This window comes from Streptomyces sp. NPDC040718, from assembly GCF_055593565.1.
The window spans coordinates 839700-854569 of the sequence record NZ_JBVIXO010000001.1; the positions used below are offsets into that span (position 1 = coordinate 839700).

General features: G+C 72.6%; 16 protein-coding genes. 6 read left to right on the forward strand and 10 right to left on the reverse strand.

Annotated features, from left to right (window positions below):
* Positions 1-3: 3 nt before the first annotated feature.
* Positions 4-1050 carry an NAD(P)-dependent alcohol dehydrogenase gene (locus tag ACZ597_RS03870; protein ID WP_471324506.1) on the reverse strand — a complete coding sequence of 349 codons (1047 nt, stop codon included), beginning with the start codon at positions 1048-1050 and terminating at the stop codon, positions 4-6.
* A 208-nt stretch (positions 1051-1258) separates the two neighbouring features.
* Between ACZ597_RS03870 and ACZ597_RS03875 the strand changes: the two genes are divergently transcribed.
* A complete protein-coding gene (locus tag ACZ597_RS03875; RefSeq protein ID WP_471324509.1) occupies positions 1259-2161 on the forward strand; it encodes an MmyB family transcriptional regulator in 903 nt (300 codons plus the stop codon).
* A gap of 16 nt (positions 2162-2177) precedes the next feature.
* On the opposite strand, the gene ACZ597_RS03880 is transcribed toward ACZ597_RS03875, so the two are convergent.
* From ACZ597_RS03880 to ACZ597_RS03890, 3 genes are all read right to left on the reverse strand, one after another.
* The gene (locus ACZ597_RS03880; RefSeq protein ID WP_471324512.1) at positions 2178-3149 is read right to left on the reverse strand and encodes a GNAT family N-acetyltransferase; all 972 of its coding nucleotides are present in this window, start codon (positions 3147-3149) and stop codon (positions 2178-2180) included.
* Between the two features lie 135 nt (positions 3150-3284).
* Positions 3285-4529, reverse strand: a complete 1245-nt coding sequence (locus ACZ597_RS03885; RefSeq protein WP_471324515.1) for a L,D-transpeptidase — start codon at positions 4527-4529, stop codon at positions 3285-3287.
* A 159-nt stretch (positions 4530-4688) separates the two neighbouring features.
* Positions 4689-4991, reverse strand: a complete 303-nt coding sequence (locus ACZ597_RS03890) for a hypothetical protein (RefSeq protein WP_471324518.1) — start codon at positions 4989-4991, stop codon at positions 4689-4691.
* Between the two features lie 146 nt (positions 4992-5137).
* Between ACZ597_RS03890 and ACZ597_RS03895 the strand changes: the two genes are divergently transcribed.
* Complete coding sequence (locus ACZ597_RS03895) at positions 5138-5527, forward strand: hypothetical protein (protein WP_471324520.1); 390 nt, start codon at positions 5138-5140, stop codon at positions 5525-5527.
* A 63-nt stretch (positions 5528-5590) separates the two neighbouring features.
* Here ACZ597_RS03895 and hutH read toward each other — a convergent pair whose 3' ends face one another.
* The 5 genes from hutH to ACZ597_RS03920 all read right to left on the reverse strand — a co-directional run bounded on the left by hutH (position 5591) and on the right by ACZ597_RS03920 (position 11532).
* A complete protein-coding gene (hutH, locus tag ACZ597_RS03900; protein WP_471325130.1) occupies positions 5591-7132 on the reverse strand; it encodes a histidine ammonia-lyase in 1542 nt (513 codons plus the stop codon).
* A 66-nt stretch (positions 7133-7198) separates the two neighbouring features.
* A complete protein-coding gene (locus tag ACZ597_RS03905; protein ID WP_471324523.1) occupies positions 7199-8317 on the reverse strand; it encodes a GGDEF domain-containing protein in 1119 nt (372 codons plus the stop codon).
* A gap of 97 nt (positions 8318-8414) precedes the next feature.
* Positions 8415-9218 carry an enoyl-CoA hydratase/isomerase family protein gene (locus ACZ597_RS03910; RefSeq protein ID WP_471324526.1) on the reverse strand — a complete coding sequence of 268 codons (804 nt, stop codon included), beginning with the start codon at positions 9216-9218 and terminating at the stop codon, positions 8415-8417.
* 26 nt (positions 9219-9244) lie between these two features.
* A complete protein-coding gene (locus ACZ597_RS03915) occupies positions 9245-10396 on the reverse strand; it encodes an adenylate/guanylate cyclase domain-containing protein (protein ID WP_471324529.1) in 1152 nt (383 codons plus the stop codon).
* A gap of 269 nt (positions 10397-10665) precedes the next feature.
* Positions 10666-11532 carry a biotin--[acetyl-CoA-carboxylase] ligase gene (locus ACZ597_RS03920; protein ID WP_471324532.1) on the reverse strand — a complete coding sequence of 289 codons (867 nt, stop codon included), beginning with the start codon at positions 11530-11532 and terminating at the stop codon, positions 10666-10668.
* Between the two features lie 131 nt (positions 11533-11663).
* Between ACZ597_RS03920 and ACZ597_RS03925 the strand changes: the two genes are divergently transcribed.
* The 4 genes from ACZ597_RS03925 to ACZ597_RS03940 all read left to right on the forward strand — a co-directional run bounded on the left by ACZ597_RS03925 (position 11664) and on the right by ACZ597_RS03940 (position 14363).
* Positions 11664-13256, forward strand: a complete 1593-nt coding sequence (locus ACZ597_RS03925; RefSeq protein WP_471324534.1) for an acyl-CoA carboxylase subunit beta — start codon at positions 11664-11666, stop codon at positions 13254-13256.
* 21 nt (positions 13257-13277) lie between these two features.
* The gene (locus ACZ597_RS03930; RefSeq protein ID WP_471325133.1) at positions 13278-13490 is read left to right on the forward strand and encodes an acyl-CoA carboxylase epsilon subunit; all 213 of its coding nucleotides are present in this window, start codon (positions 13278-13280) and stop codon (positions 13488-13490) included.
* Between the two features lie 92 nt (positions 13491-13582).
* Positions 13583-13717 carry a morphogenic membrane protein MmpB gene (gene mmpB, locus ACZ597_RS03935; RefSeq protein WP_267033075.1) on the forward strand — a complete coding sequence of 45 codons (135 nt, stop codon included), beginning with the start codon at positions 13583-13585 and terminating at the stop codon, positions 13715-13717.
* Between the two features lie 37 nt (positions 13718-13754).
* The gene (locus tag ACZ597_RS03940; RefSeq protein ID WP_007266093.1) at positions 13755-14363 is read left to right on the forward strand and encodes a Maf family protein; all 609 of its coding nucleotides are present in this window, start codon (positions 13755-13757) and stop codon (positions 14361-14363) included.
* Here the strand turns inward: ACZ597_RS03940 and ACZ597_RS03945 are convergent.
* Positions 14344-14790: a hypothetical protein gene (locus tag ACZ597_RS03945; protein ID WP_471324536.1), complete on the reverse strand. Its 447-nt coding sequence runs from the start codon at positions 14788-14790 to the stop codon at positions 14344-14346. The genes ACZ597_RS03940 and ACZ597_RS03945 overlap by 20 nt on opposite strands.
* Positions 14791-14870: the final 80 nt, after the last annotated feature.

Genomic DNA, 14870 nt, shown 5'->3' on the forward strand with positions numbered 1-14870 from the left:
GGGTCAGATCGTCGAGGCGTCGATGACGAAGCGGTAGCGGACGTCGCCGGCCAGGACGCGTTCGTAGGCGTCGTTGACGTCCTCGCCGCGGATCACCTCGACGTCCGAGCCCAGGCCGTGCTCCGCGCAGAAGTCCAGCATCTCCTGCGTCTCGGCGATGCCGCCGATCATCGACCCGGCGAGGGTCTTGTTGCCGCCGATGACGGAGAACAGGTTCAGCTCCACCGGCTCCTCGGGGGCGCCCACGTTCACGAGCGCGCCCCCCACCCGCAGCAGGGACAGGTACCGGTCCAGGCCGAGCGGCGCGGAGACGGTGGAGACGATCAGGTCGAAGCGGCCCTTCAGCTCCTCGAAGGTGGCCTCGTCATCGGTCGCGTAGTAGTGGGTGGCGCCCAGCCGCAGACCGTCGTCCTTCTTGCGCAGCGACTGGGACAGGACGGTCACCTCGGCGCCGAGCGCGGCAGCGATCTTCACGCCCATGTGGCCGAGGCCGCCGAGGCCGACGACCGCGACCTTCTTGCCCGGTCCCGCCTGCCAGTGCCTGAGCGGCGAGTACAGGGTGATGCCGGCGCACAGCAGCGGCGCCGCGACGTCGAGGGAGAGGCCATCGGGGATGCGGACGGCGTAGCCCTCGTCGACGACGAGGTGCGTGGAGTAACCGCCGTACGTGGGTTCGCCGTTCTTGTCGAGGGCGTTGTACGTGCCGGTCGCGCCCCGGACGCAGTGCTGCTCCTGCCCGGCCAGGCAGGACTCGCACTCGCGGCAGGAGTCGACCAGGCAGCCGACGCCGATCCGGTCGCCGACCGCGAACTTCGAGACGCCCGGGCCGACTTCGGCGACGACACCGGCGATCTCGTGGCCGGGGACCATCGGGTAGATGCCCTCGCCCCAGCCGTCGCGGGCCTGGTGGATGTCGGAGTGGCAGATGCCGGCGTACTTGATCTCGATGAGTACGTCGTGCTCGCCGACCGGGCGGCGGGGGACCGTGGTGCGCTCCAGCGGGGCCTTGGGGGCGGGGGCGGCGTAGGCGGCTACCTGGGTGACGGACATGGGGGTGCTCTCCTCGGACGGGGACGCCCGGGGCCGCACCGCGGGACGGCGGTGCGGCAGGCCGGGGCGTCCGTTCTGCGATGCCCCCACGATGACCCGGTCCGCGCCCCGTACCCAGACCCCTGTCGAGCCTATGACCGCTGTACCTACCCCTGGCGGGGTCAGGCTGAGACCCGCGCCGGGCCCTCGCGCCGGGGATACTGACGGTATGGACCAGCTTGATCAGCGAGCCGAACTCGGGGACTTCCTGCGCAGCTGCCGCGCCCGGCTGCGGCCCGCCGACGTGGGGCTGCCCGACCACGGGCGGCGCCGCCGGGTCCCCGGCCTGCGCCGCGAGGAGCTGGCACAGCTGGCCGGGGTGTCGGTGGCCTACTACACGCGCCTGGAGCAGGGACACGGCCAGAACGTGTCGGCGGAGGTGCTGGACGCCATCGCGCGGGCGCTGCGGCTGAGCGGCACCGAGTCGGCTCACCTGAACCACCTGGCGAGCCCCCGCACCCGGCGGTCCGGCGGCCGCACCGCCCGCCCCCAGCAGGTCCGCCCGGAGCTGCGCACGCTGCTGGCGGCGATGGAGGGCGTACCGGCGTACCTGGTGGGGCGGCGGCAGGACGTGATCGGCTGGAACCCGCTCGCGGCGGCCGTCTTCGGGGACTTCGGGGCGCTGCCGGCGGCCGAGCGGAACCTGGTGCGGCTGGTGTTCCTCGACCCGGCGACGGCCGAGCTGTACGCGGACTGGGAGTGCCGGGCCTGCGAGGTGGTCAGCAACCTGCGCCTGTACGCGGGCCAGCACCCCGACGACGAGCGGCTGTCGGCGCTGGTCGGGGAGCTGTCGGTGAAGGACGAGGAGTTCCGTCGGCTGTGGGCGGCGCACACGGTGGCCGACAAGACGCACGGGGTGAAGCGGCTGCGGCACCCGATCGTGGGCGAGCTGGAGCTGTCCTTCGAGACGCTGACGCTGCCCGACGACCCGGCGCAGTGCCTCGTGACCTACCACGCCGAGCCGGGCTCGCCCTCGGCGGACGCCCTGCGGCTGCTGTCGTCCTGGACGGCGCCTCCGGTGGAACCGGTGACGCCGGTGACGCCGCAACGGCCCGCCGAGGACCGCGCGTAGGAGTCGGAGCCAGGGGTCAGAGCTTGAGCTGGAAGAGGCCCGCGCCGCGTTCGCGGCGGTAGCCGAGGGACTCGTTCACGGCCAGCATCGGGGCGTTCTCGTCGGCCACCGTGGTGCCGATGCGGCGCAGCCCCGGGAGGTGCTCGGCGGCGTACGCCTCCATGCGGACCTTGACCGCGCGGCCCAGACCGTGGCCGCGGTGGGCGGGGACGACGACGGTGTCGTACTGGAGGGCGCGCGGGCCCTGCGGATCCGGCAGCACCAGGGCCGTGTACGCGGCCACCTCGCCGACCGGGGTGACGGCCGCGACCATGGCCATCTCCCCGCCGCGGTCCAGGACGAGCTGCTGCGCGCCGTGCACCCGCTGGGCGGTCCAGGGCTGGAAGGCCTCGTCGCTGTCCCCGCTGGGGGCGTCCTCCATCGCACCGTGGGCGACGGCGGCGGCCGGGGCCCAGGCGTCGGGCACCAGGCCGGGCCAGACGAGGAGTTCGTAGCCGGGGGTGGCCGGGAGCGGCGGCGGACCGTCCGCGCCGAGTTCCCGTACGTACCAGCCCATGGAGAGCACGTTCTCGAAGCCGAGGGACTCCGCGAAGGCCTGGCCGGGGCCGCCGAGGTCGGTGACGGTGGCGACGGAGGTGCGGTCCTGGTCGAGGAGCTCGCGGCGGACCCGCTGCCACAGGGCCGTGCCGACGCCGCGCCGGCGGGCGTCGGGCCGTACGGTCAGCTCGTCGAGGAAGGCGGTGTGGGTGTTGCCCCGCTCGGTGAAGAGGAGCAGGGCGGCCTGCCCCTCGCCGCCCTCGGCCGTCCAGTGTTCGAGGCGGCCGCGCAGCGGCGGGACGCGCAGCCGTCCCGCGGCCTCCGTCCGCGAGGGGGCGGGTACGGCGGGCAGGGCCCCGGCGTCCGCGGCGTGGGCGGCGGCCTGGACGGCCCACCAGGCGTCGACCTCGGCGTCGGTGGGGGGCGCGGACAGCGTGTTGATCTTCGTCATGGCAGGACTGTAGGCGCTGCCCCGCCGAACTGGGCTTTGCCGATGGCCGGTTCACGGCCGGGCCGCCAAACGCCGGACGGCGGGGAGCCCTTCCGGGCTCCCCGCCGTCCGTCCGTCAGTACCGCTGCCGTGGCGTCAGGCCGACGGACCGGCCTTCCACTCGGCCCACGACATGTTCCAGCCGTTGAGGCCGTTGTCCGGCTTGATGGTCTTGTCCGGGGAGTTCACCACGGTGACGACGTCGCCGATGAGCGAGTTGTCGAAGAACCAGGCGCCGGGCTGGTTCGGGTCGTTGGCGCCCTTGGCGTCGTTCAGACCGACACAGCCGTGGCTGGTGTTGACCTTGCCGAAGATGGAGTCGGCGCCCCAGTAGTTGCCGTGGATGAAGGTGCCGGACGTGGACAGCCGCATCGCGTGCGGGACGTCCTTGATGTCGTACTCGCCCTTGCCTTCCTTGTTCGTGAAGCCGACGGTCGAGCCGTCCATCCGGGTCTCCTTGAACTTCTCGGAGATCACCATCTGGCCGTTGTACGTGGGGTTGTCGGGCGAACCCGCCGAGATCGGGATGGTCTTGAGGACCTGCCCGTCACGGGTGACCGTCATCGTCTTGGCCTTCACGTCGACGGTGGAGACCTGGCTCCGGCCGACCTTGAAGGTGACGGTCTTGTTCTGCGCGCCGACGATGCCGGGCGCACCCTGGACGCCCTGGAGGGCGAGCTTCAGGGTGATGGTGGAGTTCGCCTGCCAGTACTGCTCGGGGCGGAAGTCCAGGCGCTGGTTGCCGAACCAGTGGCCGACGACCTCCTGGCCGCTGCTGGAGGTGACGCTGATGGCCGCCTGCACGGCCTTCTGGTCCTTGATCGGCTTGTTGAAGGTGATCGAGACCGGCATGCCCACGCCGACCGTCTCGTTCTCCTCCGGGACGAAGGAGCCGACGAAGCTGTTCTCCGGGGAGAGGGTGGTGAAGGAGGCGTTCTCGTGCGCCTCGCGCCCGGACTCGTCCTTCGCGGTCGCCGCGAGGGCGTACTTCGTGGAGCGCTTCAGCGCGGCGTCCGGCTTCCAGCTCTTGCCGTCGGCGGCGATCTTGCCCGTGACGGCCGTGCCGTCGGAGCTCTTCAGCTCGACCTTCGTGAGCGTGCCGTCGCTGACGGCGACGTTCGTCCCGTCGTTCAGCGGGACGTTGGTGGAGCCGTCCTTGGGCGTGATGGCTATTCGGGCCTTCGAGGCGTCCTTGGCCGCTGCCGCGTCGACCTCCGCCTGCGACTTGCCTGCCTCCGAGCTGCCCTGAGACTTCTCGCCGCCCCCGTCATTGCAGGCCGAAAGCATCAGTACGCCACCGAGCACGGCGGACACGGCCACCAGGGACCTTCTCCGCCGCATGCTGTACGTCCTCACACGTCACTCCATCGTTGCCGTGAAACCCCGGGCTGCGATCCCGGGATCGGGCCGGGCAGGGGGCGTCGCCCCCTGCTCGTCCTGACAACGCGTTAACGATGCGGATCGGTTCCACATTCCGTTCGAATGTGTGCAACCCCACGGTCAGGCGTTGTCGGCCCCTTCTTCGAAACCACCATCTTCCTCGTCGAGGTCCCACTCCAGGGACTCGGGGTCGTATTCGACGGGTTCGCTGCTCCAGGAGGCCTGCGCCAGCTCGACTCCGGTCAGCTCCGCGACGAGGTCGGTGGGGTCGACGAGGTAGGCCAGGGCCTCCGATTCGTCCTCCATGACGGCCGACTCCGCGTGCGCGCGCTCCTCGTCCGGCATGAACTCGTCGGCCTTGATGTGTTCGAGGGCGGCGCCGATGAGTGCGTCGGAGTCCGACACCTCCAGCACCAAATCCACCCGAAGCCGTACGTATCGTGATGCATCAGAAGGGTTCATACGACGGAGAGTAAGCCCGCGACAGCCTCGACTTTCCCGCGACCCGCCCCTTTCACTAGCATCTGCGCACACGGCCAATTCGCTGCTTCCGCAAGGGGGATCGCACCGTGTCCGCACGTCGACCTCTGCTCACCGCCCTCGGGGCGACCACCCTCCTCGCCGCCCTCTGGTTCGTCCCGTCGGCGAACGCCACCGGCCCCGGCCTGTCGGCGGGCACCTCGGGCGCGCCCGCCGCCGCCAACACCGGAACCGTCTCGGACACCGGCACGGACGACGGCGCCGACACCAACACCGATACCGACACCGGTACGGGTACGGGTACGGGTACGGGGACCATCGCCGGCGTCTCCGACGAACGGCCCGCCGGCATCACCGTCCTCTCGCTCGCCGACACCGGCAGCGTCGACACCACCCCCTACGTACTGGGCGGCACCCTCTGCCTTGGCCTCGGAGCGGGCTTCGTGGCCTTCTCCGTACGCCGCTCCCGCAGCCTCTAGACACGGCGGAAGGGCCGCACCCCCAGTGGGGATGCGGCCCTTCCGCTGTTCCGGATCTCCGGGTCAGGCGAGGGGGCCGGTCACCGGCTCCACGGCCGCGACCAGCCCGCCCGCGCGCACGAAGGCGTCGGCGGCGGCCAGATCCGGCGCGAGGAAGCGGTCCGGGCCGGGGCCCTCGACACCCGCCGCCCGCGCCGCGGCGATCGCGGCCTGACTGGCCGGCGCCGGGGTGAGCCCGTGACGCAGCTCGATGGCGCGGGTGGCCGCGTACAGCTCGATGGCGATGATCCGGGTCAGATTGTCGACCGCGGTACGCAGCTTGCGCGCCGCCGACCAGCCCATGGAGACGTGGTCCTCCTGCATCGCGGAGGAGGGGATCGAGTCGGCGGACGCCGGAACGGCGAGCCGCTTCATCTCGCTGACCAGGGCGGCCTGCGTGTACTGGGCGATCATCAGACCGGAGTCGACGCCCGCGTCGTCCGCGAGGAACGGCGGCAGGCCGTGCGAGCGGTTCTTGTCGAGCAGGCGGTCGGTGCGCCGCTCGGCGATGGAGCCGAGGTCCGCGGCGGCGATGGCCAGGAAGTCCAGCACGTACGCCACGGGCGCGCCGTGGAAGTTGCCGTTGGACTCGACACGGCCGTCGGGCAGCACGACCGGGTTGTCGACGGCCGAGGCCAGCTCGCGGGAGGCGACGAGGGCGGCGTGCGCCATGGTGTCGCGGCCGGCGCCGGCGACCTGCGGGGCGCAGCGCACGGAGTAGGCGTCCTGTACGCGCGGGGCGGACTCCTCCTGGAAGTGCCCGGTGAGCCCGGAGCCCTTCAGCACCGCGGCCATGTTGGCGGCCGAGGCGCCCTGGCCCGGGTGCGGGCGGATGGCGTGCAGCTCGGGCGCGAGCACCTTCTCGGTGCCGAGCAGCGCCTCCAGGGTGAGCGCGGCGGTGATGTCGGCCGACTTGTACAGCTTGTCGAGGTCCGCGAGGGCCATCACCAGCATGCCGAGCATGCCGTCGGTGCCGTTGAGGAGGGCGAGGCCCTCCTTCTCGCGGAGCTCGACGGGCTCGATGCCGTGCTCGGCGAGCAGCTCGCCGGCGGGGCGGACGCTGCCGTCGGGGCCCTCCGCGTCACCCTCGCCCATGAGCGCGAGGGCGCAGTGGGAGAGCGGCGCGAGGTCGCCGGAGCAGCCGAGGGAGCCGTACTCGTGGACGATGGGGGTGATCCCGGCGTTCAGCAGGTCGGCCATGGTCTGCGCGACCGACGGCCGCACGCCGGTGTGCCCGGAGGCCACCGTCTTCAGACGCAGGAACATCAGGGCGCGGACGACCTCCCGCTCGACGCGCGGACCCATGCCGGCGGCGTGCGAACGGACGATGTTGCGCTGGAGCTGCGCGCGCAGCTCGGGGCTGATGTGCCGGGAGGCGAGCGCCCCGAAGCCGGTGGAGACCCCGTAGACGGGTTCGGGCTTGGCGGCGAGCGCGTCGACGATCTCGCGAGCGCGGCCGAGCGCTTCCAGCGCCTCGCCGGACAGCTCGACCCGCGCGTTGCCGCGGGCGACGGCGATGACGTCCTCGGCGGTGGTCCCGGACGTCCCCACCACGACAGTGTGCATATCCATATTCAGCACCCTACGGACTGAATCCCTTCATGTCACCCCTCCATTTCCGACGGGCCGCCCCTACTGCCGCCCCCGGAAGCGGCGGCGCTCGCCGCGGCCCTCGCGGGCGGCCGCGGCGTCGGCCAGGCGGACCACCGCCGTGTCGCGCCCCGCGACCACCGGCTGCGCCGAACGGGCCGCCTTCGCCTTGTACTGCGCCGCGTCCGCCAGCCGGAACAGCCGCCGGGAGGACTTCACCGGCCCGATCGGGTCCCCCGTGGAGGCGACCCCGCACGCCACCCCCTCGCCCAGCTCCAGCTCGGCGGCCCGTACGCACACCTCCCCGGTGACCCGGACCACCTCGTCCGCCGAGGGCCCCGCGCTGACCAGGCAGAACTCGTCCCCGCCCAGCCGTGCGACCAGCGCCCCCGGCAGCATCGCCCCGCACAGGCTCAGCACCGACCCGAACCTCTCCAGCAGCCGGTCGCCCGTCGCGTGCCCCAGGGTGTCGTTGACCCGCTTGAGGCCGTTCAGGTCGCACACCACCAGGCTCACCACCGCCCCGCTGCGCCGGTGCTCCTCCAGCGCCTCGTCCAGCCGCATGTCCACGGCCCGGCGGTTCGCCAGGCCGGTCAGCGGATCGGTGAAGGCGAGGCGCCGGGCCTCTTCCAGGCGCTCGTTCTGCGCGAGCCCGGCCGCCACCACCGCGGCCAGCACCGCCGCGAACTCCGCGTCGTCCTCGTCGAAGTCCGGCAGCCCCTCGTCCCGGGCCACGTACAGCTCGCCCCAGGCCCGCCCGCTGAGCACGATCGGCGCGACCACGCACGTACCGCGCCCGCGCCGGCGCAGGGCGTCGCCGCGGCGGCCCGGGCGGTCGCCGACCGCGCTCTCGACCCAGGCGTGCGGGCCGCCGCCGCCCGCCCAGCGCTCGTGCAGGAACTCGGTGATCTCGGGGAAGTCGTGCACGGGGTAGGACTCGTCCTCGGGGAACTCCTCCTCCCCGGCCCGCCGCTCGCCCTCGTTCACCAGGACCCGCAGCCGCCCGCGCTCGCGCTCCCAGGACGAGATCGCGGCGAACGAGCCGTCCATCGCCAGCCGGGCACCCCGTGCGGCCGCCCGGACGCTGTCCCGCGGGGCGCAGGCCGCCGCCATGGCCTGCGCGAGTGCCACGACGGCCCGCAGCCGCCCGTCAACTCCCATCACCCCAGACTAGGGAGTTTTATCCGATTTAGTGACAGTTAGCCCTGCTTGGGGTGACCGTCGGTCACCCCGAGCGGCCGATCCGGGCGGCTGTCGGCTACTCCCCCGGCCAGTTCGGCTTGCGCTTCTCGTTGAAGGCCGCCACGCCCTCCGCCCGGTCCCCGGAGAAGGCCACCGTCCGCCAGGCCGCGTCCTCGATCTCCAGGCCCGCCGCCAGGTCCATCCCGTGCCCCAGCCGCAGCGCCCGCTTGGCGGCGCGCAGCCCGACGGGGGAGTTCGCGGCCATCGTCAGCGCCAGCTCCAGGGCCCGCGCGCGGTCTCCGCCCGCCGGCGCCACCTCGTCGACCAGGCCCAGGGACAGCGCCTCGGCCGCCTCCACCCGGCGGGCCGTGAAGATGAGCTCCGCCGCCCGGGCGGCACCGACGCGGCGCGGCAGGAGCTGCGTACCGCCGCCGCCGGGGATCACGCCCACCGACACCTCGGGCAGGCCCACCACCGCCGTCTCGTCGGCCACGATCACGTCGCAGGCCAGCGCCAGCTCGAAGCCGCCGCCCAGCGCGAAGCCGTGCACCGCCGCGACCGTCGGCATCGGCAGTTCCAGCACGCCCCCGTAGGCGCCCCGGGTGGTCGGCCGCTGGCGCACCAGCTCGGCGTCGGAGAAGGAGTTGCGCTCCTTGAGGTCCGCGCCGACGCAGAACGCGCGCTCGTGGGTGGAGGTCAGTACGACGACCCGTACGCCGGGGTCCGCGGCGAGCGCGGCGCACGCCGCGGAGACCGAGCGCGCCATCTCCGTGGAAACGGCGTTCATCGCCTTCGGCCGGTCCAGCACCAGCTCGGCGACCACGTCGCCGCCACCGTGCCGCCGCACCGCCACGAACTCTCCGAAGCGCTGCTCAGACATCCTGCCACCCTCCCGGTTAACGATCGTTACCCCGGGATCTTAGGTGTCCTCCGCGTCAGCGACCAGGGCTCCACGACCCCCAGACCGCGTACCGGCCGCTGCCACATCGGCTGGAGCGCGAAGCGGTACGCGCCGCCGCCCTCCTCGTTCTCGGCGTCCTTCTCGGACTTCGGCGCGGCGCCCGTCCGGCTCAGCTCCTCGGCCATCGCCCCGTCGACCAGCACCGCGTCCTTCGGGGCTATGGAGGTCAGCCGGCTCGCCAGGTTCACCGTCGTACCGAAGACGTCGCCCATCCGGGTCGTCACCGTCCCGAAGGCGATCCCGACCCGCAGCTCCGGCATCTGCGGGTCCGCCTCCATGGTCTCGATCAGCCGCAGCGCGATCTCGGCCGCCGTCGCCGCGTCGTCGGCGCAGTACAGCACCTCGTCGCCCAGCGTCTTGATCAGCCGGCCGCCGTGCGCGGCCACCAGGTCCGCCGCCGTCGTCTCGAAGGCCTCGACGAGCTCTCCGAGCTCCTCCTCCTCCAGCCGGCGCGTCAGCCGGGTGAAGCCCACCAGGTCCGCGAAGCCCACCGCGAGGCGCCGGTCGACCATCTCCTCGTCGTCCGCGACCTGCACCACCCGGCCGGTCGCCGCCGCCAGCTGGCGGCGCCACACGTAGACGAGGAACTCCTCCAGCTCCGGCAGCAGCAGCTCGACCAGCGGGTACGTGACCTCCGTGCGGGTCATGCCCGGCTCGGGCGGCTCGGTCAGCCCCTCCAGGAAGGAATCGATCTGCCATTCGGCCAGCCGGGCGGTGGTCTGGCCGGTGGACCGGGCCACCTGCACCGCCATCGGCTCGCTCAGCAGCCCCGCCTCCACCAGGCCGGCCAGGCGCCGCAGCGCCAGTACGTCGGCCTCCGTCAGGGCCTTGGCCTGCCCGATGTCCGCGAAGCCCATGGCCCGCCAGAACCGCGAGGCCAGCTCCATCGACACGCCCGCGCTCCGGGCGGCCTGGAACGGCGTGTACCGCCGCTCGGCGCCCAGGATCAGCTGCTCCAGCCGGATGGCGAGCGGGTCGGCCGTCGGCTGCGCCGCGTGGTCGACCTCGTGGAACGGCGTGTGCTGGTCACGCCCGATCGGGGTGCCCGGGTTCCCGGCCGAGCCGGACGCGCTGGACGTAGAGTCGTCGACGGTCAAGGGCCGCCTCCTGTCCATTCCGTGCGCGCTGCCGAACCGGGTGATCACCGGGAGGACCGGGATCGCCTAAACCATACGGCAGGTGTGCCGTAGCTCACTCCCCCAGTTCCGGTCCCGGCCCGATCGAGCCGGTCGACCGGCCCGGCCCGCCGGCGTCCGGGGCGCGGGCTACCGGGGCGCGGGCTACCGGGGCGCGGGGGTCCGGGGCGCGGGAGCATCCCCGGCGGCGGCGCCGCACCCGGAACCACCCGCGCCCCCGAGCGGCAGCGCTAGCGCACGGACCTCAGGTGCACCACGTCCCCCGCGCCCACCGCCTCACGGGCGTCGTCGGCCGTACGGATCACCAGCCGCCCTTCCGCGTCCAGTGCTTCGGCCGTTCCGGTGAGCTCGCGCCCGCCCGGCAGGTCCGCGCGGACGTGGCGGCCCAGCGTCGCGCAGCCGGCCGCGTACGCCTCCTGGAGGCCGCTGTCCGCCGGGTCGCCGGCCGCGTCGCGCCAGCGCCCGTACCACTCCTCCAGGGACCGCAGCACGGCCTTGAGCAGCGGCTCCCGGTCGGTCACCGCCGCCTTGGCCAGGGCCAGGGACCCGGCCGCCGGTACGGGGAGCTCGTCCTCCGTGAGGGTGACGTTGAGGCCGATCCCGAGGACCACCCCGTCCTCGACCCGCTCCGCGAGGATGCCCCCGGTCTTGCGCTCCTCCCCCTCCACGTTCACCAGCAGGTCGTTCGGCCACTTGAGCGCGGTGTCGACGCCCGCTCCCCGCGAGAGCCCGGCCGCCGTGGCCACGCCGGCCAGCAGCGGCAGCCACCCCCACCGCTCCTGCGGCACGCCGGCGCCCGGCTTGAGGAGCACGGAGAAGAACAGTCCCGACCGGGCCGGCGCGACCCAGCTGCGGTCCAGGCGTCCGCGTCCGGCCGTCTGCTCCTCGGCGACCAGCACGGCGCCCTCGGACAGTTCCGCGGCCCGGGCCGCGAGATCGGTGTTGGTGGACCCGGTGGCGGCGACGACCTCCAGGGAGGTCCACAGGCCGTCCGGCGCGACGAGCGCCTTCGTGAGCGCGGAGGCGTTCAGGGGCGGGCGGTCCAGGCTCGACCAGCGGCCCTGACCCGCTCCGGCTGAAGCATCTTGTGGAGTCATGCAAGTAAATGTAGGTGTGTCAAACGCCGCACTGCCGAGCGCCATGCCCGCCGATACGCTACGCACCAGTAGCCAGCAGCAGTCAATCAATTGACCAGGCAGTTGACACCACACAGGGAGCCGCGACCCCGATGTCCCAACCCTCAGAGCCGATCGACATGCACACGACCGCGGGCAAGCTCGCGGACCTGCGGCGCCGCGTCGAGGAAGCCACGCACGCCGGTTCCGAGCGTGCCGTCGAGAAGCAGCACGCCAAGGGCAAGCTGACGGCACGTGAGCGAGTGGCGTTGCTGCTGGACGAGGGGTCCTTCGTAGAGCTGGACGAGTTCGCCCGGCACCGTTCGACCGCCTTCGGGCTGGAGAAGACCCGCCCCTACGGCGACGGCGTCGTCACCGGCTACGGCACGGTCGACGGCCGCCCGGTGGCCGTTTTCTCGCAGGACTTCACCGTCTTCGGCGGGGCCCTCGGCGAGGTCTACGGCCAGAAGATCATGAAGGTCATGGACTTCGCGCTGAAGACCGGCTGCCCCCTCGTCGGCATCAACGACTCCGGCGGCGCCCGCATCCAGGAGGGCGTCAGCGCGCTGGGCATGTACGGCGAGATCTTCCGCCGCAACGTGCACGCCTCCGGGGTGATCCCGCAGATCAGCCTGATCGTGGGTCCCTGCGCCGGCGGTGCCGTGTACTCCCCGGCGATCACCGACTTCACGGTCATGGTCGACCAGACCTCGCACATGTTCATCACCGGCCCGGACGTCATCAAGACGGTCACCGGCGAGGACGTCGGCTTCGAGGAGCTGGGCGGGGCCCGTACGCACAACAGCACGTCCGGCGTCGCCCACCACATGGCCGGTGACGAGAAGGACGCCATCGAGTACGTGAAGTCGCTGCTCGCGTACCTGCCGTCGAACAACCTCTCCGAGCCGCCGGCCTTCCCGGAGGAGGCGGACACCGAGGTCTCGGACGCCGACCTGGAACTCGACGTCCTGATCCCGGACAGTGCGAACCAGCCGTACGACATGCACACTGTGATTGAGCACGTGCTGGACGACGCGGAGTTCCTGGAGACCCAGTCCCTGTTCGCGCCGAACATCCTCACCGGCTTCGGCCGGGTCGAGGGGCACCCGGTGGGCGTCGTCGCCAACCAGCCGATGCAGTTCGCCGGCTGCCTGGACATCAACGCCTCCGAGAAGGCCGCCCGCTTCGTCCGTACGTGCGACGCCTTCAACATCCCGGTGCTGACGTTCGTCGACGTCCCGGGCTTCCTCCCCGGCACCGACCAGGAGTACAACGGAATCATCCGGCGCGGCGCGAAGCTGATCTACGCGTACGCAGAGGCGACCGTTCCCCTCATCACCGTCATCACGCGCAAGGCCTTCGGCGGCGCCTACGACGTCATGGGCTCCAAGCACCTCGGCGCGGACCTGAACCTCGCCTGGCCGACCGCCCAGATCGCCGTCATGGGCGCACAGGGCGCGGTGAACATCCTGCACCGGCGCACCATCGCGGAGGCCGCTCCCGAGGAGGTGGAGGAGACCAGGGCACGGCTCATCACCGAGTACGAGGACACCCTGCTCAACCCCTACACCGCCGCCGAGCGCGGTTACATCGACGCGGTGACCATGCCGTCCGAGACCCGCGCGCACGTGGTGAAGGGGCTGCGGCAGCTGCGTACGAAGCGGGAGTCGCTGCCCCCGAAGAAGCACGGCAACATCCCCCTCTAGGCCCTCCAGGAGGACTCTGTGGTGATCAAGGTCGTCAAGGGCAACCCGACCCCCGAGGAGCTGGCCGCCGCACTGGCGGTGGTCCAAGCGCGCGCGGCGGCGCTGGCCTCGGCCCCGTCGGGCGCGCCCCGGATCCCGGACGAGTGGGCCTCGCCGACCCGGGTGGCCCGGCGGCGCCAGATGCTGCCCGGGCCGCGCGCGTGGGGCCGTACGTACTGGCCCGGACAGGGCTGAGCCCCGGGTTCCGGAAGATGGCGCGAACGGACGGTGGCGCCTGAGTACCCGTACTCAGGCGCCACCGGCGTACCGGGGGCCAGGATCGGAGCATGCTCTGGTCAGACCCGAAGAACGAGCCCCCGAAGGACATGCGCGACGCCCAGGCGATGCTCCGGCGGATGCTGGTGGTCCTCGTACTGGCGATGGTGGTCGCGGTGTACGTCCTCGGCGTACCCCCCTTCTAGGGCCGCGGCCGGGGACGGGTCCGGCGGCCGCCCTACGATGGCCCCCATGACCGTACGCACGCTCGTCCTCGCCTCCGCCTCGCCCGCCCGGCTGAACCTGCTGCGGCAGGCCGGGCTCGCCCCGCACGTGATCGTCAGCGGCTTCGACGAGGACACCCTCGACCACGACGAACCGGCCGGCCTGGCGCTGGCCCTGGCCGAGGCCAAGGCGGGCGTGGTGGCGGGCCTGGAGGAGGCCGCGGGCGCCCTGGTGATCGGCTGCGACTCCGTGCTGGAGCTGGACGGCGAGGCGCTCGGCAAGCCGGCCGACGCGGCCGACGCCACGGCCCGCTGGAAGTCCATGCGCGGCCGGGCCGGGGTGCTGCGCACGGGCCACTGCGTGATCGACACGGCCACCGGCCGTCAGGTCTCGGCGACGGCCTCCACGACGGTCCGCTTCGGCGAGCCGACGGACGCGGAGGTGGCGGCGTACGTGGCCAGCGGCGAGCCGCTGCACGTGGCCGGGGCGTTCACCCTGGACGGCCTGTCGGCGCCGTTCATCGACGGCATCGACGGGGACCCGGGGAACGTCATCGGGCTGTCGCTGCCGCTGCTGCGCTCGCTGCTGGGCGAACTGGACGTGTCCATCACGGACTTGTGGGCCTGAGGCTCCCACCGGGCCGCTCGGCGGGCTGCCCGGCCTCCGGCCCGCCGTAGAGCATCAGGGTCAGTACGAGGAGGCACAGGATCGCCATCGTCGCCGCGAAGGCGCCCCAGCCGACGAGTGCCGCGGCGATGGAGCCGAGCACCCCGTGGGTGACGGCGGCGACGACGAGCACGACGCGGGCGGGGCGGCCCGGCGGGCGGTCGCGCAGGGCGGCGACGGCGGCCAGGACGGCGCAGAGCAGGAGGAAGGCGCCCAGGCCGGCACCCATCCCATAGGTTGCCGTGGACATGACATCCGAATCCATGCCCGCGATGGACATCGACTGGGCCTCGGTCGTCCGGCCCAGCACGACGTGGACGAGCACGAGGACGGCAGCCTCCGCGACGAGCGTGATCGCGGCCAGCCCCGCCACGAGTCTGCGCAGCACGACGCCCCCATCCCTCCCACGCCACAAGCGTGTTCGACGCCAGGGAGGCTACTAACGAGTAAACCTTCGGACAAGAGTCC

Excerpts from the sequence above, each read along its gene's own strand:
- ACZ597_RS03875 (WP_471324509.1), top strand. The coding sequence starts at position 1,259 with ATGGACCAGCTTGATCAGCGAGCCGAACTCGGGGACTTCCTGCGCAGC.
- ACZ597_RS03905 (WP_471324523.1), bottom strand. The coding sequence starts at position 8,317 with ATGGGAGTTGACGGGCGGCTGCGGGCCGTCGTGGCACTCGCGCAGGCC.
- ACZ597_RS03920 (WP_471324532.1), bottom strand. The coding sequence starts at position 11,532 with ATGACTCCACAAGATGCTTCAGCCGGAGCGGGTCAGGGCCGCTGGTCG.
- mmpB (WP_267033075.1), top strand. The coding sequence starts at position 13,583 with ATGCTCTGGTCAGACCCGAAGAACGAGCCCCCGAAGGACATGCGCGAC.
- ACZ597_RS03880 (WP_471324512.1), bottom strand. The coding sequence starts at position 3,149 with ATGACGAAGATCAACACGCTGTCCGCGCCCCCCACCGACGCCGAGGTC.
- hutH (WP_471325130.1), bottom strand. The coding sequence starts at position 7,132 with ATGCACACTGTCGTGGTGGGGACGTCCGGGACCACCGCCGAGGACGTC.
- ACZ597_RS03925 (WP_471324534.1), top strand. The coding sequence starts at position 11,664 with ATGTCCCAACCCTCAGAGCCGATCGACATGCACACGACCGCGGGCAAG.
- ACZ597_RS03885 (WP_471324515.1), bottom strand. The coding sequence starts at position 4,529 with ATGCGGCGGAGAAGGTCCCTGGTGGCCGTGTCCGCCGTGCTCGGTGGC.
- ACZ597_RS03870 (WP_471324506.1), bottom strand. The coding sequence starts at position 1,050 with ATGTCCGTCACCCAGGTAGCCGCCTACGCCGCCCCCGCCCCCAAGGCC.
- ACZ597_RS03940 (WP_007266093.1), top strand. The coding sequence starts at position 13,755 with ATGGCCCCCATGACCGTACGCACGCTCGTCCTCGCCTCCGCCTCGCCC.
- ACZ597_RS03910 (WP_471324526.1), bottom strand. The coding sequence starts at position 9,218 with ATGTCTGAGCAGCGCTTCGGAGAGTTCGTGGCGGTGCGGCGGCACGGT.